Origin of the sequence: Nonlabens antarcticus, from assembly GCF_015356755.1 — a bacterium.
In the GTDB taxonomy this organism is placed as follows: Bacteria; Bacteroidota; Bacteroidia; order Flavobacteriales; family Flavobacteriaceae; genus Nonlabens; species Nonlabens antarcticus.
Genome location: NZ_JADFCO010000063.1, coordinates 56,184 through 78,552, shown reverse-complemented (window position 1 = coordinate 78,552; position 22,369 = coordinate 56,184). Strand labels below are relative to the sequence as shown.

Sequence of the window (22,369 nt, the reverse complement as noted above, 5' to 3'; positions counted from 1 at the left end):
TCTTCTCTAAACAAGGTAAGTTATACTCATTTTTTATAAAAAAAAAGACCACAATGTTAGTTGTGGCCTTTCGAAATTTGAGGTGGAAAAACCTCATAATGCTTAATAAAAGTGAGTTGTATTATTTTAAATATTCCTCACAAGCTTCCTCACATTTTCTACAGGCATCTGCACATTGTTGACAATGTTTGTGGTCGTGCTTGGCACATACATCAGCACATTTTTTACAGATATCACGGCATTGCTCTACCATACCTCTTACATCTTTATAATTTGATGCAAGCAAATTTGCTGTTGCACTACAGATTTCAGCGCAGGCCCTATCAGTTCTTATACAATCTACCATCATCTTGATGTCGCCTTCGTCAAGACAAGCATCAGCGCAATGATTACAATGTGTTACACAATTGTTTAAAGCTTCGATTAATTTTGAATTTTTCATAAATATTTTAGAATTTAAATTGTTAAAAATAGTCCACTACAATAGCGGATATTACTAAAGACAATTTAATATAAACTGCATTATTTATTATTATAGAATATGCCGAATAATTTGTAGAATTTTCGGATTAACAGAGTTTAACATCAAATCTCATCCAAAGATTTACGGTTCTTATTAGTACTTTTTTTAAATTTTGAGGGCGTCATTCCTGTAACTTTTTTAAACTGATTGCTTAAATACGCAACACTACTATAATGAAGTTTAAATGCTATTTCACTCAAGGTTAATTCATCATAAATGATGAGTTCTTTTATACGCTCAATTTTTTGGTTGATGATGTATTGCTCAAATGTGATACTTTCTACTGATGAGAATAGCGAACTTAAATATTTATAATCAAGATGAATATTTTCGCCTATATAATCTGCCCATTTAATATCCAGTCCTTCCAAAGAATGATGGATTTTATCCACCACTAAAGTTTTCATTTGTTCAATAAGTTGACTTTTACGGTCGTCAATCAAACTAAAACCTGAATTTTGAAGTGCTTTGGAAAGACCATTTTTGGTCTGGACACTTAATGAAGAAACTAATTTTACCTCTCCCAATTTGATAGAGACATAAGGTATTTCAAGTTGCTCCAAAATATTGGATACTGCCGAGATACATCTTGGGCAGACCATATTTTTAATATGGATAATCTCATTCATATTGTACTTGTTTCAAAATAATGTTAATCCAGATTTGTATAGAGAATAATAAACAGCCGCTATTGCAGCAACCACAAAAATCAAGACTATCACAACTAAAGCTATAATTCTATCTTTTTTTGAAATATCACTTTTGGGCTGATACTTTTTCTTATCATTTTTTCTTCTATTTCTTCTGTTTTCACTCATTATCGTTCGCCGTGATAAAACCAAGATTACTTTAAGGTCTTATTCAGATTACTTGATTAATCCATAATTCGTTTTATTGTAAGGTTGCTTTTACCTCTCCACAGGTTAACATAGCTTCCCCGTAATATGGGTTTCGCACCTCTTTTTCCAAACTAATCCAATAAGCTCCCTTATTGTTATCGGCCATTGGACAAAACTGGATATATACATTTTCGTTAACACCAAAAAGTTGCACGCTACTTATCATATGCGCAGAAAGATGTTTAAAATGTGCTCTTTGTGTTGCTATATCTGAATTGTTCTCAATAGTATTAGCCGAGGTCTTTAGTTCTTTTTGAATGGTCATCCAATGGTTATGTGCTTTTTCATCAGATAATAATTTCATATCCACTTTTTTCAAAGATTGGTTTATTTGTTTTCCTGCCTGTTGAGCGCCCTTGGCATCATCATTTACCAAAGCATCTTTTAAAAGGATATAATCATCAAAAACCTGTTTTAACTGATTCTGAAATTTGTTTGAAACTTCAATCCTTTCTTTCATTTGAGAATGGTTGGCTTCATTTGTATTTTCTCCAGAATTATCTTCTTGCATTCCCAAATGCCCTTCGTGGCCTGTCATTGTTTTACCACCAGATGCATTCATCATACTTTTTTTTCCCTGTAATTGTGCAGCGGCATCTACGGTAAATGTTCCGTTAGTTACGACTTCATCTCCATTCTTTAAACCTTGAAGAATGGTATAACTATCGCCATTGGCATTGCCCAATAAAACTTCCCTCATTTCAAAAATAGCTTCATTAGGGTTTGTTTTGACATAGACTACAGAGCGTTCTCCCGTCCACATAACAGCGGTTGACGGTACGGAAACAGTATTCTCGGTGCTTGTTTGCGTACCCTCAATTATACCTTCCACAAACATTCCCGGTTTAAAGAGGTCTTTCTTATTTTGCAAGACCGCTCTTACAACCACCGTTCTAGTTGCAGAATTTAATAAGGGGTCGATGAATGAGACTTTTGCATCAAAAACCTCATTGCGATAAGCATTTGTGGTCACTTTAATAGTTTGCCCTTCTTTTAGGGATGCAATTTGATTTTCATAAGCATCAAATTCTGCCCATACTGTATTGAGATTCGCAATTTTATATAAGGGTTGTCCTTGCTTTAAATAATCCCCTTCTTCTACCATTTTCATTGTTACCGTTCCTGAAACGGTTGCAAAAACCGGAAAGTTTTCTTGCACTTTCCCGGCAGTTTCTATGGCGTTGATTTGCTTTTCTGAAAGTTTCCAAAGTTTAAGTTTGTTCCTAACAGCCTTATACAATTCTGGTTGCGATTCTTTTAATGATGAAGCGGTAAGCAGTTCTTGCTGTGCAGCAACCAATTCTGGCGAATAAATAGTTGCCAAGCGTTGTCCTGCTCCAACACGTTCTCCTGTAGAATTAACGTACAGTTTTTCTATTCTTCCTCCAAAATAGGTAACCTGTACAGCATTTGACTCTTCATTAGCTTTTATCTTACCAGATAATTTAAGGGAATTATTTCCCATTTGTCCTTTTCCTACAAGTGATGTTTGGATATTGGCCAGAGCCATTGCGTTATCGGTCATTTTTATTTCATTGGCATTGAGACCATCTGCACCAGATTCGGCTGGAATTAAATCCATTCCACAAATGGGACAATCCCCAGGTTCTGGTTGCATAATCTGTGGATGCATAGAACACGTCCACATTTGATTAGAAGCAATTTCTTCTGAATGGTCGTGGGTGTCTTTCACATTAATTGTTGCCTTGTCCGCAGAACCTCCACCGAATAGTAGAAAGCCGCCTAACAGGCCAACAATCAAGGCAACACTTATATAAATGATGTTTTTATTCATTTTAATTTTATTTATTTGTTATTTTCCAATCGTTTTATCATTGCTTTCATTTCTGCAATTTCCTTTTCTTGTGCCTTGATAATATCTTCAGCTAACTTTTTAACTTCTGGATCTTGGATATCAGCACGCTCACTTGTTAAAATCGCAATAGAGTGGTGAGGTATCATTGCTTTCATCCACAATATGTCTCCTACCGTTGACTTCTGGTCGCGTACCAATCCTAATGCACCAACAAATAGCACAATGCTACCCAAAACAATGGCGATATTCTTCTTTTTGTTTTGGTACATATTACGCATCGCCACAAACATTATAATGGCCATAGCAGCAATACCCAAGCAACTCATATAAAAACGAGTAAGGCTAAAATAGACGTGATCTAATTGATAAGAGTTTAGGTACATTGTAATGTACATTGCCACAAATGATGCCGCCAGCATACCTACAAATTTTGTGTAATTGTTTTTTTTTGAATTTTGATTTGAATTTTCCATTATATATTGATTTTAGTGTTACTTATTTTCGTTTCTTTTTAATTATTTTTCTAATGGTTGGGGATGAAGTGTACCAAAGTAAAAAACCACTTAATACAGTAATCAACCCTAATAGTGAAAACCCTCGCAATACTAATGTGTTAAAATTGTCTCTACCTTGATAATCCATAGTGTGTGTCATCCAAAGGAAATCGAACCAACGCCAATCCCTGTGTCTTACCGTTTGAAATGCGCCATTTTCAATGGCCACGTAGGCCTTTAAATTTTGAGGTGTTTCATACGAAATTTCATACGCCGGAAGTGGACGACCACGATATTCGTGATGGTCTCCAACTTCATCAATAAGTTCAATACCTGATATTTTGAGGTCTGATAACATATATCTAGTAGCCACTTGTTTTGCTTCATCTCTAGTAATACCATTTTTTATATCTCCAGTACTTGCGTTGAAAAGTGTGGTCTCATTAATCCAATAATAAGGTTTACCAGCTATTTCCAATAGTTCTAAAGTTTGGATTGGTTGCTCTGTATCGAGTTGAGATGTACCGAGTAAATCGTTAAAAGACTTCTGTTTAGGTGCTACTTTTTTAAACTGGTCGCCGTGAATTTCATCTATATCTGTCCAACTGAAATACATCCCGCTAATCGTCCACATCAAAAACTGGATACCTAAGAAGATACCCAAGTAACGGTGTGCTTTTCTAATCCATTTTGCTGTTTTTCTGTTGACCATTATTGTTTTTACTTTATTCTTTATCTATATTTTAATTCACGAAAAATTTTACAATCAGTCCACCTGCCAACCATATATAACAGATATAGGCCGCATATTTTAAAACACTTTCAAGCAATGGACTTTTCGGTGCCATTTCGCTCATTGAGTGCTTTACATCCTTTCTCTTGAAAAACCCTAAGTATATGAGATATCCTGAAATTGCGAGAAAAGCCATATTCAAATAGAAGGTATAGTCAATTTTGAAATGCTCTTTGTCCTGTATTTTAACTTGTGATGTGTCAGGCAACATACCCAACAAATCGAAAGAGTAATGCAGAGCCAAAGCTGTTCCTATTAATGCCGTAAACAGTAAGAATAAAATGAACAGCGACATTTTCCACCCATAATACTTGGCGTTAATACGAAGTACAGGAAAGACTACCAAATCACTAAAAATAAAAGCCATAACCCCTGCAAAACTCACGCCCTTTCCAAAAAGCAATGCCGCCAACGGAATATTACCCATTGAGCCAATAAAAGTTAAAAATGCGGCAATAGGTCCTACAACGATATGTTCCAATATTTCAAGAAAGGTAAAGTCTGTATTGCCTTGACCACTATTGATAAATAGTGTCTGGAAGAAAGAATCGGGAACGAAGGCTGCGACGATACCTGCAATGGTAAAGCCAACGGTAACGTCCTTCCATACCATCTGCCATTCCATCTTATATTTTTTGGCAACCCTTGCCCAACTATCTTCTTTCTTGATTTGTTTTTTCCAATCTTTGGAATCATCCATTGAATCGTCATCTTCGTTCTCTAAATTCTTGCGCGCTTTTTCTATGAGCTTTTTAGGATTGATTATTCGTATCAAAATCCACGAAATAAGAATTAAAAGGATTCCACCTACATATTCGCCGACTACAAACTGCCATCCCAAAAATATGGAAATGATGATTCCAAGCTCAATTACGAGATTGGTCGATGCAAGAAGAAAAGCAATGGAAGACACAAAGCTTGCACCTTTTTTAAAGATAGATTTTGTGCCCGCTAAAGCCGAAAAACTACACGAGCTGCTTATAAAACCGAAAAACGTGCCTAAGAGTACACTTTTACCTTCACTCTCGTTCATTGTTTTTTGCATCCTTTTTTCAGTCACAAAAATCTGTATCATACTACTGATGATGTATCCCAAGATGAATGCCCAAAGCGCCATCCAGAAAAATCCGGTGGTCGTATAGGCCGCTTCGCCCCATTGTTTTAAGAATTCGCTCACAGTTTAAATTTTATTTTACATTTCTTGACGAAGAATGTGTTTTAATAATCTTCCATTTACCATCCATCTTTTTTAAGATAGACGTCGCTACTCCTTTTTTCTTTATCGTTCTACTTTCGCCTTTTTCATCTGGATTGAGCACGATAGTGTAGATGTAGGTTTCAGTAGTAAATGCATAAGGCAAATCTACTTCCGCATCAATTTCATAATCTGAAAATTCAAATTTTTTGAAATGCCCCAACTCAGGCCCCAAATGGTGTTCTATATAGTGCGCATACGAGCCTTCTACACCACCAGATTCAAATACTTTTGAATCTTCTGTAAATAGTTCAAATGTCCCCTCGGTCGTTAAGTTTTGTAGTGCATCTTTGTAAGCTTTCATTACTGCGATAACATCTTCTTTATCTTTAGAATCTTTATCATTCTGTGCATTGGTAATGCTGACTGTTGAAATGAGAACAGTTACGAGTGTAATAATTTTAAGTACTTTCATATTTATATTTTTAAAGGGGTTATTTGTTAACGTGAATTCTATTAATGTTTGCAATACCAAATACCAATACCAAAAAGCTCAAGAAAACTTCCATCATTACCAATAGTTTACCTGCAATATTCAATGGTACAATATCTCCGAAGCCAACCGATGAAAAAGTAATTAAGCTGAAATATAAAAACTCAAAAAACTGTAATGAAAATGAGCCATTGAGCGCTGTACTCGATTTAAAATTTTCAGGGTTCAAAGTATATAAAGCGTGATAATCTGCTGAAAACGAAAGGACAATCAAAATAATCAATACTCCAAATAAAGTAAGAACGTGGGTTAGCTGATGACTTTCGCCTATTATTTTACTTAACTGTATAAAAGTGAGCCTTACGATAAAAATGGTTTTGACCAAAGCCAAACCAACAATTATAAAGGGTAGAAATTGGCTGGCGGAATCTACACCTACCCATAGTATATAACTTAACGATAGAGCAATCACTATACTTGCAGTAAGCAATACCTTTTTAAACAGTTGCTTGTAAAAGCCAATTCTTTCAGATTTTTCTATTGTGTTCACTTTAGTCATTTTCAATTTATTTCCTTAACTAAATAATTGAAGCGCCAAAGCACCACCAACTATTAAGATTAGTATGGTATATATTATGTAATTGAACCATTTTCTAACTACAGACTTTTCAGTTGTATTTTGACACCCGTCTTTGCAACACTCTTTCATTGTTATATCTTCCTTTTTTATATGCAAAATCCTTTAAATAATACTTGAAAATGAGAGGCAACCTTTATTAACCAATAAACCAACCAAATGTTTACCCCTCACAATCAAGTACTCTTCACTAAACTTCTCTTCATCATAAATTTTTAATTGCCTGACATAGGAAGAGAGATGTTATTATTTTAGGGATATATTCTCTCTCCCTTGTGCAGGCTGCTATTAACCAAATCAACTTTTCTTTTCAAAATTAATTGTGCCTGACTAGGGAAGGAACTAACACTAACCATCAACATTGTTTTCCTTCCCAGGACAGGACTTAAAAACTATTCGGATATCTTTATCATTTTACAACCTTCTGTTAACTAATAAACCAGAACATTGAAAATATTTTTATACAAAAGGCTATCTATTGAATAGTTTTTTGAACTTTTCCACATTTAAGCATTTTGCTTCCGTAATACGGGTTCCTAACTTCGTTACTTGTACTTAACCAAGCACTACCTTTATCATACATTGGGCAAAATTGCTCGTATAACGTGCTTTTTGTACCCGTAATAGCTACCATATCAGTAATATCCTTACTTAACGTTTTAAAATGCTCGCGTTGGTGGTCTATGGCACTTTCAGAAATATGTTCTGCGTGCTCGGTAGCATCTTCTATGATATCAGCAAGCTCTTTTTGTTGTTCTTTTGTATAACTACCCATATCAAATGCTTTAAGAGAGGCTACCAATTTTGTTCCTGCTTGTGCTGCCTTTTTTGTATCGTCCGCAACTAAAGCATCTTTTAAATTAAAGTAATCACTTAAAATAGCTTCTGCTTTTGCGTCACTATTTTTATTCATCATTTTGCTATGGTCCATTTTCATATCTCCGTGATCGTGGTTCATTTTTTCTTTTTCCTGTGCATTGGTAAAAGAAACTGCTAACAATAGCATTGCTGCAATACTCATTTTTAAATTTTTCATTTTAATTACTTTTAAATTATTGTTTATAAACTATCTTTTAATTGTGTGATAAAATTGATTAACTCTTCTGCTTCAGCTTCTGTAAATGTTGCCTCACTATGTATCAAAGTGTAAGAATCCAAAGGCATTTCGCCATTTTCAATCTGCTTGATAATAGACCTTAACTTACTTGCTTTTCTTCGGCTGGATAATGAATCCCATTCGTTGAAATTAAGTTCAGCTTTGCCTTCTTTAATATGGTCTTCCAAAAACCAAGCAACAGGTTGAATCTTATTATACCAAGGGTATTGAGTATTATTGCTGTGGCAATCATAGCAGGATACCTGTAACTTTTTTTGAATAGTTTCTGGTACATTATTGACCAGCATAAAATCAGTTGACGGTACAGTATCACTTTGATTGCGTGTAGTGGGAATAAATTGAATTCCCACGAACGCTACCAGCAGTATTATTGCTATAATCTTTACAATTTTCATTTAGTTAATTTCACGTTGTACTTTGCCGCATTTTAACATTTGACTACCATAGTATGGATTGCGCACTTCCTCTTTAGTACTTAGCCAAGCTGTACCGCCATCATACATAGGGCAAAACTGCTCGTAAAGCTTCATCTCTGCTCCTGTTATAGCTACCATATCTATTACATCTTTACTTAAAACTTTAAAATGTTCGCGCTGGTGTGCTATATCACTTTCTGAAATGTGTTCTGCGTGTTCAACTGCATCCTCAACAATATCCTTTAATTCCGATTGCTGGGTATCGGTATATTGTGAGGCGTCAAAATTTCCTAAGGATGTTGCGAGGGTTGCCCCAAGTTCTTTGGCTTTGCCATTATCATCTCCCACCAACGCATTCTTTAAGTTGAAATAGTCATTTAATACCGCTTGCGCATTACTATCTCCACTCATTGCCATTTCCTTCTTTTCGCCGTCGTGATGACCATCACTGTTATCGTGGTTCATTTGTGAATGGTCTCCATCCGTGCTATTTTGTTCTTTGCTGTTGTCTTTACAAGACATTACTGTTAAGGTTATGAATGCTATCGCAACTATACCTAATGTTGATTTTAATTTGCTCATTTTGTTTTAATTTAAGTTTGTGTTTATTAATTATTATTACTGCCTTTTTATAGTGTCTTATAATTTTTCAATGACGTTTTCCAACATTGCAGTTATTTCGCTGGCTACCTCATTCAATTTTTCATTTTTTACAGCTTGCATTGATGCCATTGGGTTTACGGCCGCAACTTCAATGATACCTGCTTCGATTTCCTGTACTATGACATTGCAGGGCAACATCGTTCCAATTTTATCTTCTGCTTGCAAAGCTTTATGTGCATAGGGCGGATTACAAGCTCCGAGTATCCTATACTTTTTAAAGTCTATATCCAGTTTTTTCTTTAGTGTTTCTGTTACATCAATTTCTGTAAGGATTCCAAAACCTTCTTCCTTTAATCCTTGTGTCACTTTCTCGATGACCTCTTCGAAGGTTCCATTGATTGTTTTATTAAAATAATAGTTCATCTTTTTAATTTTTAGTTGTTTAAAATCTTGCTAATAGTCCACCACCCAATCCATATCGGTTATTGTAGTTAGCTTGGATTGAAAAATTGCGCGAAAGAATGTATGCAACCCCTACCAACCATTGTGTTTCGCTTTCAAATGATTTATTATTCTCTAAATCATTGACCCATCCAAAATCTGCTCTGTATTCGTATTCGCCTTCCAAAAAAATTCTTGGAAAAATCAATAATTCTCTGTCCAAACGTATTCTTGGGCGTAGCTGATGGTCCATACTCACATCTACATTAAATCTATAAGGCGTAAAATACTTTACACCAACCAATCCTACGGTATTAAATGTATCGTAAGAATCTGGTGTTGACGTTTCGGTATTTACTCCTGCATAAACACGTACCCAATCGTTCAGATACCTATTATAACTTATTTCGGCTTCAAGATTTTGGTCGTAATCGAACTCTGTTCTCAAACCAAATTCATTTCGGATATTGCTCGACGTTAAAAAGAGTTCATTAAAGTTTGAACCTGCACGAGCCAATCCCCACGAATAATAATGGTCTGTCTCATCGATAAGTTTCTGAACTGGATAATCTTTCATTCTATCATCCCTTGGGGTATCGTAACTAAACACTCTTGCCATACCACCCATCATATGGTACAATACGTGACAATGAAAGAACCAATCGCCATACTCTTCGTTATAAAATTCAATAATAACTTTCTGCATTGGTGGTACGTTCACGGTATGCTTTAATGGGGAACGTTCTCCTTTTTCATTGATGACCCTGAAGTAATGACCGTGCAAGTGCATTGGATGGTGCATCATAGTCAGGTTATTTAATGTAATTCTGGTTACCTCGCCTCCTTTTATATTTATCTTATCGGTTTCTGATAATGGAACCCCATTCATACTCCATACATAGCGATTCATATTACCTGTTAGGTTAAGCAACACTTCATTTACTGGTAAATCTGCCTTAAATTCAGTTTTTTCTTTTGCCTCTAAAAAATCATAGTTGAAGTATGTCTTTCGCTCCTCATAATCAAAAGAAGTAGAATCCTTCTGCATCATTGGCATATTGTGCATATGACCTTCCATTTTATTTGATGCTCCATTATGGCTCATTGACATCGAGTCTTTTTTCATTCCCATTGTATCATCCATCTTCATATCCATTTGGTCATTCATTTTGCCATCTTTCATCGACATCTTATCGTTCCCCATTTTCATCTCGCCGTCCTTCATATTCATCTTCATTCCGTACTTCTGCATTAAAACTTCGGGTGTATTCTTCTTCTTGTTTCCAACCATTGCAGGTGCTCCCATTTTCATATCCATTTTAGCCATTTGCTTCATCATCGCTACCTTATCAGGTCTATCAATTCTTTTGGCTGGGTAAAGAGTGCCATTACCTAACTGTATAGAGGTATGACCTGAACCATCTTGAGCGGTTGCGGTAATTTCAATAGTTCCTTCTGGAATAGTTACAATTACATCATACGTTTCGGCTATGCCAAAGAGAAATCTGCTTTTGGAAACGGGTTGCACGTCAACACCATCACTGGAAACCAACATTGGGTTACCTCCGCCAAAGTCCATCCAATAATAGGTAGAAGCCGATGCGTTAATGAAGCGAAGCCTTACTTTTTCGCCAGCCGTAAATTCTGGATACTCTGCCAGTTTTTTACCGTTGGACAAAAATGCGGGATAATAAATGTCTGCAATATCAGCCCCTTCCATACGGTCTCTCCAAAATTTAAGTTGAGCACCAAAGGCACCTTCTGAAATGACCCTACTTAATGGCACTGCTGTGCCTTTTTTAACTTGATACCACTCGTTACCTCTTTTAAGGTTTCGTAATACATTCATTGGTTTTTCATTGGTCCAATCTGATAATACCACGACTAAATCTTTATCATATTCCAAGGTTTTCTCTTTTGGATGAATGATAATAGACCCATAAACACCTTTTTGTTCTTGTAGCATTGTGTGGGAATGGTACCAATATGTTCCCGATTGGTTGATTGGAATCCTGTATTGGAAGGTTGTTCCTGGCTCAATCGGTGGGGTAGTTAAATATGGAACCCCGTCGTAAAAATTGGGAAGTATCAATCCGTGCCAATGCACTGAAGTTTCTTCATCCATTTTATTGGTTACGTTGATTATAGCAAGGTCTCCTTCATTAAATTCCAAAACAGGCCCAGGGATACCTCCATTGATGGTCATTGCATTGGCAGTAACACCTCCAAGTGTCATTTCGTTTTCCTCAATGGTAAGGTTATACTCCTTAACAGGTCGCCCATCTTCCTTTCTATCATTTCCGTTTGTGCCTACTTGGGCAAAAATTGAAGTTGTGAAAAGTAATAGCGTAATAATTTTTATTGTTTTCATTTTGTCAAATAATTTATGATGGCATATTCTGTATAATACCCTCTATTAGATTCGATTAAATTGATTTGAAACCTTAACTGCAATTCTTGTACATCGAGCACATCGTTAAAATCTATAGTTCCGGTTTCGTAATTCTTAATGAGAATTTCTTCGGCGTCATTCGCCTGCTTTAAATTGTCTGTTTGTACATTAAACTTAATTCTCATTGTATTTCTATTATAAATAGCTTGTGCAAGACGTGTTTCAAGGTTATTGAGCCTCTCTTCTTTCTGTGATTTTATTTCCAATTGTTTCAATTCATTTTGCTTTGTCACTGACTTATATTTATTATTGAAAATGGGAATTGAAATAGAAACCATAGGCATCACAATGTCTTTACCATTATCGGAAAAATTCATATCTGGACGTTCTGATACAGGCACATAGTCCAAACCAAAACCGATATTGGGCGCACTCTCTTTTTGGTTTAATAATTCGGCTTCTTCGATAGATTCATATAATTTATCGTATTTAATAAGTTCTGGGTTAAGCTGTAGATTGTCAGTCAAAATAAACACATCTTCTTCGGGAATTATCATCTGCTTTACGACCTCTACGGCAATATTTTCATCACGATTCAAAAGATTATTAAAGAGCGCTTGCTCCGCCAAATAATCTTGTTCCAGCACTTCTTTCTGCTGAATCAACTCGTTCTGTCTTATCTGAAGGCGAAGTACATCAACCGCTGATGCCTTTCCCACTTCTACAGAGGTTAATGCAAGGCGTTCATAGGTTTCCAGAAGTTCTATATTCTCATCCAGAATACCCTGTTTTGCACTTATGGCATAGAGTTTATAATAGGATTGGGATACTGATAACGAAAGTTTTCTTTTTGCAATCGCTATATCAACAAATTGGGCTTCGGCCATTGATGAAGTATAGTTTTCCCTTGCTGATATGGTTCCAAACCAAGGCAACATTTGCTTTACTGAAAAACGTGCACGTTGCGCCCCTGTTCGGGTTTCTGGTTCACTTATAAAGTAGCCTACGCCAATCTCTGTATTTGGTAACCAGTCAACTTCATTTACCTTTTCTTCAGCTATATTATAGCGCAGTTCAAAAGCCTGAATTTCAGGATTGTTCTTTTCAGCTTCCTGAATATAGGAAGCTAAATCTTGTGCATTTACTTCCGCGAAAGCGAAAAAAACAAGTCCTATTAAAATTATATATCTCATTTTGTAGCTCGTTTTAATTGATATTCTTTCTTCCAGCTAAATAGCACTGGTAATAAGAAATAAGAGGTAATATCGATAATCATTCCACCAAAAATTGGGATTGCCATAGGTATCATTATATCACTTCCTTTTCCTGTGGATGTGAGGATGGGTAATAGTGCCAGAATGGTAGTTACCGTTGTCATTAAACAAGGGCGTATTCTCTTGCCGGCAGCTTCAAGCGTTGCCTGTCGAATTCCCTTTTTGTCCGTTGGATTTTCTCTATCGAAGGACTGTGTGAGATAGGTTGCCATTACCACGCCATCATCTGTAGCAATGCCGAAAAGTGCAATAAAGCCTACCCAAACCGCCACACTTAAATTAATGGTTTTCATATTGAACAGGTCTCGCATATTTTCCCCGAAAAGATTAAAATTGAAGAACCAATCTTGGCCGTATAACCAAATCATAATGAAACCACCAGCAAAGGCTATAGTAATTCCTGAAAATACCATAAGCGATGTGCTGACTGATTTGAACTGGAAATATAGAATCAAGAAAATGATTACAAGTGCGAGCGGCACTACAACAGAAAGTGTTTTCTCTGCCCGTAATTGATTTTCGTAGGTACCTGTAAATTTGTAACTGATTCCTTTAGGAACGATCAACTCGCCAGCCTCAATTTTCTTTTTAAACAAAGCCTGCGCATTTTCAACCACATCTACCTCGGCAAAACCATCTAGCTTATCAAAAAGTACATACCCCACAAGGAAGGTGTCTTCACTTTTAATTACTTGCGGTCCTTGTTCATAGCGAATATCCACCAACTCGCCTAAAGGAACAGGACTTCCTTTTTCCACAGGTACATAAATCTTTTTAAGGTCTTCTGGGTTGCCACGCAACTCTCTTGGGTAGCGAACACGAACCCCATAACGCTCGCGACCTTCTACTGTTTGGGTAAGTGGCATACCACCAACGGCGACTTGAAGTACTTCTTGAACATCCATAATTGAAATTCCGTACCGCGCCAATTGCTCTCTTTTAATATCAATTAACAAATAGGGTTTACCTACAATACGGTCTGCAAAAACAGCTTGTTCTTTTACACCTTCGGCTTGTTTCAAAAGACCTTCCAATTGCAAACCAAAAGCTTCAATGGTTTTTAAATCAGGCCCTTTCACTTTGATGCCCATCGGTGCTCGCATTCCAGTTTGAAGCATTACCAATCTTGTCTCGATAGGTTGTAGTTTCGGTGCAGAGGTAACTCCAGGGAATTTAGTGACCTTAACTATTTCATTCCAAATATCATCAGGACTGACTATTTCTGGTCTCCAGTTACGGTAGTATTCCCCATCATCATCTGGAATTAAATCTTCATTAGTTGCGTTTGTTTTAAGCTGAGATGCTTCGTAGTTTGCATCGTCACTGATTTCGTTATTTGGGTTGATGATGAATTTTTCATTTTTCAATACAAACAATCCGTCATCATTCATTTTATAACGTTGGCGCTCTCCAGATTCATTCCGCATATATTCAGATTTATACTGAATCATATTTTCATACATCGATAGTGGTGCAGGGTCGAGCGCGGATTCTGTTCGACCTGATTTTCCTACTACTGTTTCTATTTCTGGAATCGTGGCAACCGCCATATCGAGTTGTTGCAGTACACGCTTATTTTCTTCTACACCAGAATGTGGTAAAGAAGTAGGCATTAAAAGAAATGAACCTTCGTTGAGCGATGGCATAAATTCTTTACCAGTATTTCGCATTATAACCACTCCTAAAATAAACACCGTTGTTGGAATGATTAAAAACAGTAGTCGGTTTTGAAGTGCCCAGCGTAATATATTGTCATAATACCTTTGGAAAATTGAAAACACACCCAGTAACCCAAAACAGATAATCGCTACAAAAATCAAGTTCATTAAGATGCTCCGATCAAAACCGAGCGGTCGCCAATATTCAGCAAGCAAGAACACAATAGCAATGCAGGAAATAATTATGTGAAATAAATTAGCTCTTTTAGTTGTTATAATATCTCTTACGCTCAAGAGCGCAACAACGCCATAAGCTATTAAGATAAGCCCTAACCAATAGCCGTAAACAATGGCAGTGATGCCAAGAATAATAAGCAAACCGTTGAGAATATATTTAGAACGTTCTCTAATATTCGTTTTCCTAAACAAGAATGCGGCAAATGGTGGTATCAAGAAAAGAGCAATAACCAAGGCCGCAGAAAGTGCCATTGTTTTAGTAAATGCCAGTGGTCTAAATAGTTTGCCTTCAGCACCTATCAATGTAAATACTGGTATGAAGCTTATAATAGTTGTGAGTACAGCTGTTAAAATAGCTCCTGAAACCTCAGCAGTAGCATTATAGACAATTTCATTTGTTGTGTATTCTATTCCACTTTCTTTAAAGCGTAATTTTTCATCTTCCAAATGCCGAATCATATTTTCGGCAAGTATGACGCCTACATCCACCATTGTACCAATGGCTATAGCAATACCTGATAAGGCAACAATATTTGCATCTACATTGAATAGTTTCATCGCAATAAATACCATTAATACGGCAACAGGTAATAATCCTGAAATAAGAATAGATGCGCGCAGGTTGAACACCATCACGATGATGACCAAAATGGTAATTAAGATTTCAAGTGTAAGAGCTTCATTAAGCGTATGAAGTGTTTCTTGAATGAGTTCTGTTCGGTCATAAAATGGGACAATAGTTACCTGTGAAGTGCGACCGTCAGCTAAAACTTTGCTTGGTAGTCCTGTTGAAAGTTCAGCTATTTGATCTTTGACGTTATTAATGACTTCCATTGGGTTTGCACCGTAACGAGCCACAACGACACCACCCACAACTTCGGCACCTTCCTTATCAAGAATACCGCGTCTGGTCTGTGGTCCTAAATTTACTTTTGCGATATCCTTGATTCGTATAGAAGTAAAATTTTCTGAAGTAACTACTGCATTTTCAATATCAGCCACAGATTTTACATAACCCAAACCACGAACTAAATATTCTGCTTGATTTATTTCCAGTGTCTGCGCGCCAATATCTTGGTTGCTTTCCTTTACTGCTTTTACAACATCGCTTAAACTAATACTGTATTGGCGCATTTTTTCAGGGTCAACATCAACTTGGTATTCCTGAACATAACCGCCAATAGAGGCAACTTCTGAAACACCACTTGCCGAGGACAATCCGTATTTTACATAGTAATCTTGAATACTACGCAGCTCCTGCAAATCCCAGCCTCCAGTTACATTTCCTTTTTCATCACGCCCTTCTAACGTGTACCAATATATTTGACCTAAACCTGTGGCATCGGGTCCTAAAGATGGATTTACGCCATCTGGTAATAGGTTGGCTGGCAGTGAATTTAGTTTCTCTAAAATCCGACTACGTGACCAATAGAATTCAATATCTTCTTCAAAGATGATATAGATACTGGAAAACCCAAACATAGAGGAACTACGAATGGTCTTTACACCAGGAATACCCAGAAGCGAAGTAGTAAGTGGATAGGTAATTTGGTCTTCAATATCTTGTGGTGAGCGACCTTGCCACTTGGTAAAAACAATTTGTTGATTTTCCCCAATATCTGGAATAGCATCTACAGCAACAGGATTAGATGGTAAAAAGCCGGTGTCCCAACCAAAAGGTGCGTTTACAACGCCCCAACCTATAAATAGGGTGAGCATTAAAACTGCGACGAGTTTATTCTCTATTAGAAATTTGATGCTTTTATTCAGCATAGAAATGATTATTAAGTAATTATAAATCTTGTTTAAAAAGTGACAAACAAGCACAAAGGTCCAAAACAAATTAATGTAGGACTACAGTTCTAATTACTTAAAAATCAAATAAGGAAGGTTTGGTCTAAAACTTGAATATCCCTGACCAAGGGAGGAGGTGTATAATCTCTATATGAATTTAAATCTTCTTGAAATTCGAAAAACAAATTTATATAGGTGTGGATAAAAGCAGCAACAAACAGTTGTTGGTCTTTATCCAATTTGTCGAACGACGTTTTTAAAGTATCTTGACCTTCAACAATCACTTGTTCATCACTACAAAAACCTTTTTTGGAGATATCACACTCTGATGAATTCGATTGCTGTTGAACTTCCATACCGCAGGTTTCAGCGTGACCGAATAAAGAAGTATCCACTAAAGTATCGCCACAGTAATGACTATCAACAGTAAAAGATACTGTTGATAATAACACAATAAGTGCTAAAGAAAATGACGCTATTTTATGAAATATTTCTTTCATTATTGTTGCAAAGTTATGAAAAAATAATTCTAATTCCTGTATTTAACTTTTTTACAGCATAAAAATACAATGGATTTATCTATCAAACTGTCTTAAGAATTATGTACAAATAGACACCTTTTATATTAAATTTTATATGACGAAAGTCATATTCTTGTTGAAGTTTGTTAATTATCTTCGTAAAATATATCTCTATACTCTATACATAAAATTCTGATAATGAATTTATTAAATAAAATATCATATAGTTACTAAAAATCAAATGTTAAACAAAATTTAACTATCTTTAAGCGTGAAGTCTACTTTTGCCAAAATATTGTCCTTCTTTTTAGCAGTATCAATACTGTTTTCTACCTCTTCCTTTACGGTAGATATGCATTTTTGTTGCAATAAATTAGTAGATATGGCTTTTTTTAGTAAAGCGAAATCTTGTATGGAGATTGTGAAAAAAAAAGATGATAATACCAAAAAATGTACTTCCATACAAGAGAAAGACTGTTGCGATAATCAGACCATTGTAAAAGAAGGAGATGATACTTTTAAAAAGTCTAATACAATACTCACAACCGAGACTATCGTTTTCTTAAACACATTCGTCTATTCCTATATAAATCTTTTTGAAGGATTAGATGAAAACGTAATTTCCTATAGAGCCTACAGGCCACCATTGCTCTCTACAGATATAATAATTCTCAACGAGACCTTCTTAATTTAAATTTCTACTGCGCAGGTTAAATTTAATCTGCATTGCATCTATAGCCACAGTTTCACTTCTGGCTAAAAATTGTTGTACCCCATTTTCAACAACACTATAACACCATTAACCCTGTTAGGTCTTATCCTTTCAAACCATTGAGTTAAAACTCAATGACAATACATTCTATACTATGAGCGAACCAAAGGAATTTTGGATTAAGAATATGGTCTGTAACCGCTGTTTAAAAGTAATTATGCAGGAATTACAAGAACTTGGAGTAACTGTACTTTCATTGGAACTGGGAAGACTATTGGTAGAAGCACCAAAAAAAACCAACAATGAAATTATCAATGCAGTAACAACCGTGCTTCACGCCAATGATTTTGAAATAGTGCAGAACGAAGAAGAAATGCTCGTAGAAAGAATCAAGATTATTCTAATTGAACAATTGCAAGAGCTACCATTACATATCAAAGTAAAAACATCTGAACTATTGGCATCAAGCCTTCATAGGGAATACAAGACATTGAGTAAATTATTTTCAGCAAATCAACAGACAACCATTGAAAAGTACTTTATCAAATTAAAGATAGAGAAAGTTAAAGAGCTCATTCAACTCAAACAACATTCCTTTTCAGATATAGGGTACTTATTGGACTACAGCAGCGTAAACCATCTGTCTAGACAGTTCAAAGAAGTAATTGGAGTGAGTATGACCGATTATAAAAATACTGAAAACTGGAAAAGAAATTTTTACGATGAAATTATGTAGATAACAACGAAAGTTATGCAGATAAACGCTTAAGGCAATCATTAATTTTATCAAAATAAATCAAACTAAAATGAAAAAACTACTCATCACATTAGTATTAATTCCGTTTCTAGGGATTGCACAAACTATAGAAAATTTAGAGTACATCTCGCCTTTTAACAATGAAGTAGCTGCCATTAAAAAAGGGAACGAATGGGGGTTTATTGACCAAGACGGCAAAGTAATCATTGATTTTCGAAATGATTTGGTGCTAACCAAAACAGGAAATGCAACCTACCCCATATTCAGTAACGAAAAATGCTTGATTGCCCATCAAAAAGATGGCATACTGTATTATGGCTATATCGATAAAACTGGAAAAACTGTCATTACACCTCAATTCTTGAATGCGACCAATTTCGAATATGATAAGGCATTGGTACTAAAAGTTGAAAAAGAGACCATAGGCTATAATGACATTTTCAACAAAGACGTCGTTAGCTACCATTATTTTGAAGTAGTTATAGATAAACAAGGAAAAGCCATTGACCATCTAACTCAATTGGCCATTCACATATCGCCTAAAGATAAGGAGGGTAAAAATCCACCTACCATAACATCTAAATTCATTTCGGAAAATTTAGTGGCCATTAAAGACAGCAACAAGAAATGGCGTTTAAAAAAAATTGAATAACAACGAAAAAGTTCCGGACAGAAATGAAATTAAAGAAGATTGAAAACCTTTTTAAATCTGACAGTTAATAGCTGATAACCCATTCCCTAAACTACGGTTTGTGGATTGTTGGGAATGGGTTTATAAAAATAAAAGTTTAACTCAATAAAATAGAAAATTATGAAAACATTACTAATTGTTTTATCAACAATCGGGCTTTTAAGCTTAAGCAGTTGCAACCAAGGAGCAGATCCTCAAGCACTTTTGGAAAATCCTGAAACTCGTACGGAGGTGTTTAATGCCATTACCGAGAACCACGATTATATGACCGAGTTTATGGAAAGTATGCACGGCAGTCAACACACAATGGCAATGATGCAGGGCAACAAAAAAATGATGGGCTCTATGATGCAAGGAGAAGGAATGCAAATGATGATGAAGGACAGTATAATGATGCATTCGATGATGAACCAAATGATGAATGACGGAAAAATGATGGGAACAATGATGAAAATGATGCACGAAAAAGGAATGATGAGCGAGGACTGTATGGAATCTTGCTCAAAGATGATGGGCGAAAAAGGAATGGATATGCAGAATATGAATAGTCCAAACAAACAGGATCATACCGAGCATCATTAATTTTTAACTTCTAAATACAAAAACAATGAAAAACAATCACTGGATTTGGATGGTCATAGGTTGTGGGCTACCACTATTGTTCATCTTTTTAGCGCCCTCATTTGGTATAGGAGGTGGTTCATCACTATTTATTTTCATCCTTTTTATGTTCGGCATCCATCTGTTTATGCCCCACGGTTCACACGGACACGGAAGGCACAATAATCATAAGCATCAGGATAGCGACCACAATCATTCTGAACAAGAAACAAAAGAAGAACACAAAGGACATCAACATCACTAAAAACTATATACAATGAAACAAAAATTTCAAATAAACGGAATTAGTTGTGGTGGATGTGTAGCAAGGGTCAAGAAGACTTTGGAAGAACATCCCAATATCGAAAAGGCAGAAATTTTTCTGGCACCAAAAGGAGCTACACGTATCACGATGAATGAAGCACTTTCGGTTGCCGACTTGCAAAAGCAACTCGATGAGCTCAATGGATATACAATCACAGAACTTAATCAATAACAATTAAAACCTAAAAACTATGCATTTATACGACGGACACTTTGGAGGAATGCACCTAATATGGTGGATTATATGGGTCATCTTACTTGCTTGGATATTCTTTATCCCAGCAGATATACCCTATCAAAAAACAATGAAGGACAGCCCACTGGATATTCTTAAAAAACGCTATGCAAAAGGCGAAATATCCAAGGAAGACTATGAAGAATCTAAAAAAATTTTAAACTCGGACAACTAATCTTAAACTATAAAATTATGCATCGCTTAAACGTAAAAAAACTCGGATTTGCCTTCGGTCTTACAGGAACCATAATTTATTTGGGCTGTATGATAGTAATGGCTACAGCAGGACGGGAAGGTTCAATCATCTTTTTCAATAGCTTATTGCACGGCTTGGACACTTCCAATATCATTAGAATGGATATTCCCCTATTAGAAGTGTTAATGGGTATCGTACAAACTTTTATCCTTTGGTGGCTTATAGGCGCTTCTATTGGCGCTTTTTATAATGCGCAAATAAAAATAAAAAAGTAAAAAAACCTTTTAGGATTTATGCAATACGTCTGGTTTATATGGTCACTAATTATTCTTGCCCTTTGGGCAATAATCTATTTTTCAAAAAAAGGGCATAGAAAAGAAATGCTCAAAATGAGCCTGATTACGATGCCCTTTGGTTTAACAGAACCGTTGTTTGTACCAGAATATTGGTTTCCACCTTCGCTTTTTGATTTGGCCGAAAAAACAGGCTTCGATATCGAAAGTTTGATTTTCTCTTTCGCAATAGGTGGCATTGGCACTGTACTCTACAACCTTATTTTTAAAAGAGGACTTGCCCAAATACCGCATAGCGAACGAAGTCATAGCAGGCACCGATTGCATATTTTTATACTTTTTATACCAGCAGCTGTATTCATCATTCTGGCGCTTTTTACGTCGCTCAATCACATTTATTGCGGCATTATAGCTTTGTTCATAGGTGGATTGGCGACTCTTTATTGTCGCCCAGATTTAAAAGGAAAGATTTGGGTTGGGGGAATTCTGTTTACGGTATTGTACTTCATTTATTTCGGAAGCATCCTTCCGTTCTATCCTCAATATGTGGAGTTGTACTGGAATCTTGACAACCTGACCCATATTCTTGTCTTGGGCATTCCTATTGAAGAATTATTATTCGCCTTCACTTTTGGGATGTTCTGGTCTGGATTATATGAACACATCTATTGGCGGAAACTCATAAAATCAAATAAAACAAGTAATCAATTTAAACCTATATAAAAAAGAATAAAGCATAGGATATTTAATCAATAAAACATTCAAATTATGAAAATAGTATTAGCAGTAGATGGCTCGGATTTTAGCAAGGTTGCCATTAAGAAACTTGCAAAATTTCCATTACCACAGGGCAGTGAAATTAGTATAATAAACGTTTATGAACATCCTGCGATGTCAACCCCAGAACTCATATCCACAACAGTAACTCTTGACGTGTATTATCAAGAATTTATAGCCAATGCTGAAAAAATAGGGAAAAAGATTGTTTCCGAAGCTGGTAAAGTATTGAAAGAAAAAAATCGCTCACTTCTTATAACAACAAATGTAATCAGCGGTCTTCCAAAAAGAGAAATTTTGGAAAAAGCGGAATCTTTTGATGCCGATTTAATTGTAGTCGGTTCGCAAGGGCAAGGAGCATTTTCACGTCTTTTATTAGGTTCTGTTTCACAATATCTAGCAACACACGCCAAATGCTCGGTATTAATTGTAAAAGAAAAAGAAAATGCTTAAGCATTTGTAAATGAGCTTCAAGCAATCT

General features: G+C 35.9%; 27 protein-coding genes. 10 read left to right on the top strand and 17 right to left on the bottom strand.

The features are described 5' to 3' along the window. Positions 1-121: 121 nt before the first annotated feature. The 17 genes from IQ282_RS04670 to IQ282_RS04595 form a co-directional block, all read right to left on the bottom strand. Positions 122-442 (bottom strand): four-helix bundle copper-binding protein, encoded by a 321-nt coding sequence (locus tag IQ282_RS04670; RefSeq protein WP_194850701.1) that lies wholly within the window; start codon positions 440-442, stop codon positions 122-124. 143 nt (positions 443-585) lie between these two features. After that, entirely contained in the window at positions 586-1,152 is a 567-nt protein-coding gene (locus IQ282_RS04665; RefSeq protein ID WP_194850700.1) for a helix-turn-helix domain-containing protein, read from the bottom strand. Between the two features lie 12 nt (positions 1,153-1,164). Beyond that, positions 1,165-1,341, bottom strand: a complete 177-nt coding sequence (locus tag IQ282_RS14950; protein ID WP_228547221.1) for a hypothetical protein — start codon at positions 1,339-1,341, stop codon at positions 1,165-1,167. A 73-nt stretch (positions 1,342-1,414) separates the two neighbouring features. After that, positions 1,415-3,217, bottom strand: coding sequence for an efflux RND transporter periplasmic adaptor subunit (locus IQ282_RS04660; RefSeq protein ID WP_194850699.1), 1,803 nt, complete (start codon positions 3,215-3,217; stop codon positions 1,415-1,417). Between the two features lie 11 nt (positions 3,218-3,228). Next, a complete protein-coding gene (locus tag IQ282_RS04655; RefSeq protein WP_026754892.1) occupies positions 3,229-3,711 on the bottom strand; it encodes a DUF305 domain-containing protein in 483 nt (160 codons plus the stop codon). A gap of 22 nt (positions 3,712-3,733) precedes the next feature. Continuing rightward, positions 3,734-4,444 (bottom strand): PepSY domain-containing protein, encoded by a 711-nt coding sequence (locus tag IQ282_RS04650; protein WP_121344457.1) that lies wholly within the window; start codon positions 4,442-4,444, stop codon positions 3,734-3,736. Between the two features lie 31 nt (positions 4,445-4,475). Next, positions 4,476-5,702 (bottom strand): permease, encoded by a 1,227-nt coding sequence (locus IQ282_RS04645; RefSeq protein ID WP_070237428.1) that lies wholly within the window; start codon positions 5,700-5,702, stop codon positions 4,476-4,478. A 10-nt stretch (positions 5,703-5,712) separates the two neighbouring features. After that, the gene (locus IQ282_RS04640; RefSeq protein ID WP_026754889.1) at positions 5,713-6,195 is read right to left on the bottom strand and encodes a YybH family protein; all 483 of its coding nucleotides are present in this window, start codon (positions 6,193-6,195) and stop codon (positions 5,713-5,715) included. Positions 6,196-6,214: 19 nt separating this feature from the next. Further along, positions 6,215-6,763, bottom strand: a complete 549-nt coding sequence (locus IQ282_RS04635) for a potassium channel family protein (RefSeq protein ID WP_394330317.1) — start codon at positions 6,761-6,763, stop codon at positions 6,215-6,217. A 562-nt stretch (positions 6,764-7,325) separates the two neighbouring features. Beyond that, positions 7,326-7,886 carry a DUF3347 domain-containing protein gene (locus tag IQ282_RS04630; protein WP_121344456.1) on the bottom strand — a complete coding sequence of 187 codons (561 nt, stop codon included), beginning with the start codon at positions 7,884-7,886 and terminating at the stop codon, positions 7,326-7,328. 23 nt (positions 7,887-7,909) lie between these two features. Beyond that, complete coding sequence (locus IQ282_RS04625; RefSeq protein WP_121344455.1) at positions 7,910-8,362, bottom strand: heme-binding domain-containing protein; 453 nt, start codon at positions 8,360-8,362, stop codon at positions 7,910-7,912. Next, positions 8,363-8,965, bottom strand: coding sequence for a DUF3347 domain-containing protein (locus tag IQ282_RS04620; RefSeq protein WP_070237424.1), 603 nt, complete (start codon positions 8,963-8,965; stop codon positions 8,363-8,365). A 57-nt stretch (positions 8,966-9,022) separates the two neighbouring features. Next, entirely contained in the window at positions 9,023-9,409 is a 387-nt protein-coding gene (locus IQ282_RS04615) for a DUF302 domain-containing protein (RefSeq protein WP_008991354.1), read from the bottom strand. A 19-nt stretch (positions 9,410-9,428) separates the two neighbouring features. Continuing rightward, positions 9,429-11,798: a multicopper oxidase domain-containing protein gene (locus IQ282_RS04610; protein ID WP_070237423.1), complete on the bottom strand. Its 2,370-nt coding sequence runs from the start codon at positions 11,796-11,798 to the stop codon at positions 9,429-9,431. Then, the gene (locus tag IQ282_RS04605; protein WP_121344453.1) at positions 11,795-13,012 is read right to left on the bottom strand and encodes a TolC family protein; all 1,218 of its coding nucleotides are present in this window, start codon (positions 13,010-13,012) and stop codon (positions 11,795-11,797) included. Before IQ282_RS04605 ends, IQ282_RS04610 begins: the two co-directional genes overlap by 4 nt. Further along, a complete protein-coding gene (locus IQ282_RS04600) occupies positions 13,009-16,761 on the bottom strand; it encodes an efflux RND transporter permease subunit (protein ID WP_026754881.1) in 3,753 nt (1,250 codons plus the stop codon). Before IQ282_RS04600 ends, IQ282_RS04605 begins: the two co-directional genes overlap by 4 nt. A gap of 104 nt (positions 16,762-16,865) precedes the next feature. Continuing rightward, a complete protein-coding gene (locus IQ282_RS04595) occupies positions 16,866-17,282 on the bottom strand; it encodes an HYC_CC_PP family protein (protein WP_194850698.1) in 417 nt (138 codons plus the stop codon). A gap of 292 nt (positions 17,283-17,574) precedes the next feature. Between IQ282_RS04595 and IQ282_RS04590 the strand changes: the two genes are divergently transcribed. The 10 genes from IQ282_RS04590 (at position 17,575) to IQ282_RS04545 (ending at position 22,341) form a co-directional block, all read left to right on the top strand. Beyond that, entirely contained in the window at positions 17,575-17,997 is a 423-nt protein-coding gene (locus IQ282_RS04590) for an HYC_CC_PP family protein (RefSeq protein ID WP_026754879.1), read from the top strand. A 172-nt stretch (positions 17,998-18,169) separates the two neighbouring features. Then, entirely contained in the window at positions 18,170-18,751 is a 582-nt protein-coding gene (locus IQ282_RS04585; protein ID WP_121344451.1) for a helix-turn-helix domain-containing protein, read from the top strand. A 70-nt stretch (positions 18,752-18,821) separates the two neighbouring features. Beyond that, a complete protein-coding gene (locus tag IQ282_RS04580) occupies positions 18,822-19,424 on the top strand; it encodes a WG repeat-containing protein (protein WP_121344450.1) in 603 nt (200 codons plus the stop codon). A 159-nt stretch (positions 19,425-19,583) separates the two neighbouring features. After that, positions 19,584-20,045, top strand: coding sequence for a hypothetical protein (locus IQ282_RS04575; RefSeq protein ID WP_121344449.1), 462 nt, complete (start codon positions 19,584-19,586; stop codon positions 20,043-20,045). Positions 20,046-20,070: 25 nt separating this feature from the next. Beyond that, a complete protein-coding gene (locus IQ282_RS04570) occupies positions 20,071-20,328 on the top strand; it encodes a hypothetical protein (RefSeq protein WP_034886845.1) in 258 nt (85 codons plus the stop codon). Positions 20,329-20,340: 12 nt separating this feature from the next. Continuing rightward, entirely contained in the window at positions 20,341-20,559 is a 219-nt protein-coding gene (locus IQ282_RS04565) for a heavy-metal-associated domain-containing protein (RefSeq protein WP_034886844.1), read from the top strand. 19 nt (positions 20,560-20,578) lie between these two features. Beyond that, entirely contained in the window at positions 20,579-20,797 is a 219-nt protein-coding gene (locus IQ282_RS04560) for an SHOCT domain-containing protein (RefSeq protein ID WP_117157961.1), read from the top strand. Positions 20,798-20,814: 17 nt separating this feature from the next. Next, the gene (locus IQ282_RS04555) at positions 20,815-21,093 is read left to right on the top strand and encodes a DUF5676 family membrane protein (protein ID WP_117157962.1); all 279 of its coding nucleotides are present in this window, start codon (positions 20,815-20,817) and stop codon (positions 21,091-21,093) included. A gap of 114 nt (positions 21,094-21,207) precedes the next feature. Further along, positions 21,208-21,834 (top strand): lycopene cyclase domain-containing protein, encoded by a 627-nt coding sequence (locus IQ282_RS04550; RefSeq protein ID WP_228547219.1) that lies wholly within the window; start codon positions 21,208-21,210, stop codon positions 21,832-21,834. Between the two features lie 45 nt (positions 21,835-21,879). Then, a complete protein-coding gene (locus IQ282_RS04545; protein ID WP_026754869.1) occupies positions 21,880-22,341 on the top strand; it encodes a universal stress protein in 462 nt (153 codons plus the stop codon). The last annotated feature ends 28 nt before the right edge of the window (positions 22,342-22,369 follow it).

Bases quoted from the DNA above. Each gene is read 5' to 3' on its own strand.
- IQ282_RS04630 (WP_121344456.1), bottom strand. From the start codon at position 7,886: ATGAAAAATTTAAAAATGAGTATTGCAGCAATGCTATTGTTAGCAGTT.
- IQ282_RS04555 (WP_117157962.1), top strand. From the start codon at position 20,815: ATGCATCGCTTAAACGTAAAAAAACTCGGATTTGCCTTCGGTCTTACA.
- IQ282_RS04615 (WP_008991354.1), bottom strand. From the start codon at position 9,409: ATGAACTATTATTTTAATAAAACAATCAATGGAACCTTCGAAGAGGTC.
- IQ282_RS04545 (WP_026754869.1), top strand. From the start codon at position 21,880: ATGAAAATAGTATTAGCAGTAGATGGCTCGGATTTTAGCAAGGTTGCC.
- IQ282_RS04610 (WP_070237423.1), bottom strand. From the start codon at position 11,798: ATGAAAACAATAAAAATTATTACGCTATTACTTTTCACAACTTCAATT.
- IQ282_RS04570 (WP_034886845.1), top strand. From the start codon at position 20,071: ATGAAAAACAATCACTGGATTTGGATGGTCATAGGTTGTGGGCTACCA.
- IQ282_RS04625 (WP_121344455.1), bottom strand. From the start codon at position 8,362: ATGAAAATTGTAAAGATTATAGCAATAATACTGCTGGTAGCGTTCGTG.
- IQ282_RS04605 (WP_121344453.1), bottom strand. From the start codon at position 13,012: ATGAGATATATAATTTTAATAGGACTTGTTTTTTTCGCTTTCGCGGAA.
- IQ282_RS04575 (WP_121344449.1), top strand. From the start codon at position 19,584: ATGAAAACATTACTAATTGTTTTATCAACAATCGGGCTTTTAAGCTTA.
- IQ282_RS04550 (WP_228547219.1), top strand. From the start codon at position 21,208: ATGAGCCTGATTACGATGCCCTTTGGTTTAACAGAACCGTTGTTTGTA.
- IQ282_RS04660 (WP_194850699.1), bottom strand. From the start codon at position 3,217: ATGAATAAAAACATCATTTATATAAGTGTTGCCTTGATTGTTGGCCTG.
- IQ282_RS04585 (WP_121344451.1), top strand. From the start codon at position 18,170: ATGAGCGAACCAAAGGAATTTTGGATTAAGAATATGGTCTGTAACCGC.
- IQ282_RS04595 (WP_194850698.1), bottom strand. From the start codon at position 17,282: ATGAAAGAAATATTTCATAAAATAGCGTCATTTTCTTTAGCACTTATT.
- IQ282_RS04655 (WP_026754892.1), bottom strand. From the start codon at position 3,711: ATGGAAAATTCAAATCAAAATTCAAAAAAAAACAATTACACAAAATTT.
- IQ282_RS04565 (WP_034886844.1), top strand. From the start codon at position 20,341: ATGAAACAAAAATTTCAAATAAACGGAATTAGTTGTGGTGGATGTGTA.
- IQ282_RS04620 (WP_070237424.1), bottom strand. From the start codon at position 8,965: ATGAGCAAATTAAAATCAACATTAGGTATAGTTGCGATAGCATTCATA.
- IQ282_RS04560 (WP_117157961.1), top strand. From the start codon at position 20,579: ATGCATTTATACGACGGACACTTTGGAGGAATGCACCTAATATGGTGG.
- IQ282_RS14950 (WP_228547221.1), bottom strand. From the start codon at position 1,341: ATGAGTGAAAACAGAAGAAATAGAAGAAAAAATGATAAGAAAAAGTAT.
- IQ282_RS04640 (WP_026754889.1), bottom strand. From the start codon at position 6,195: ATGAAAGTACTTAAAATTATTACACTCGTAACTGTTCTCATTTCAACA.
- IQ282_RS04665 (WP_194850700.1), bottom strand. From the start codon at position 1,152: ATGAATGAGATTATCCATATTAAAAATATGGTCTGCCCAAGATGTATC.
- IQ282_RS04670 (WP_194850701.1), bottom strand. From the start codon at position 442: ATGAAAAATTCAAAATTAATCGAAGCTTTAAACAATTGTGTAACACAT.
- IQ282_RS04600 (WP_026754881.1), bottom strand. From the start codon at position 16,761: ATGCTGAATAAAAGCATCAAATTTCTAATAGAGAATAAACTCGTCGCA.
- IQ282_RS04580 (WP_121344450.1), top strand. From the start codon at position 18,822: ATGAAAAAACTACTCATCACATTAGTATTAATTCCGTTTCTAGGGATT.
- IQ282_RS04650 (WP_121344457.1), bottom strand. From the start codon at position 4,444: ATGGTCAACAGAAAAACAGCAAAATGGATTAGAAAAGCACACCGTTAC.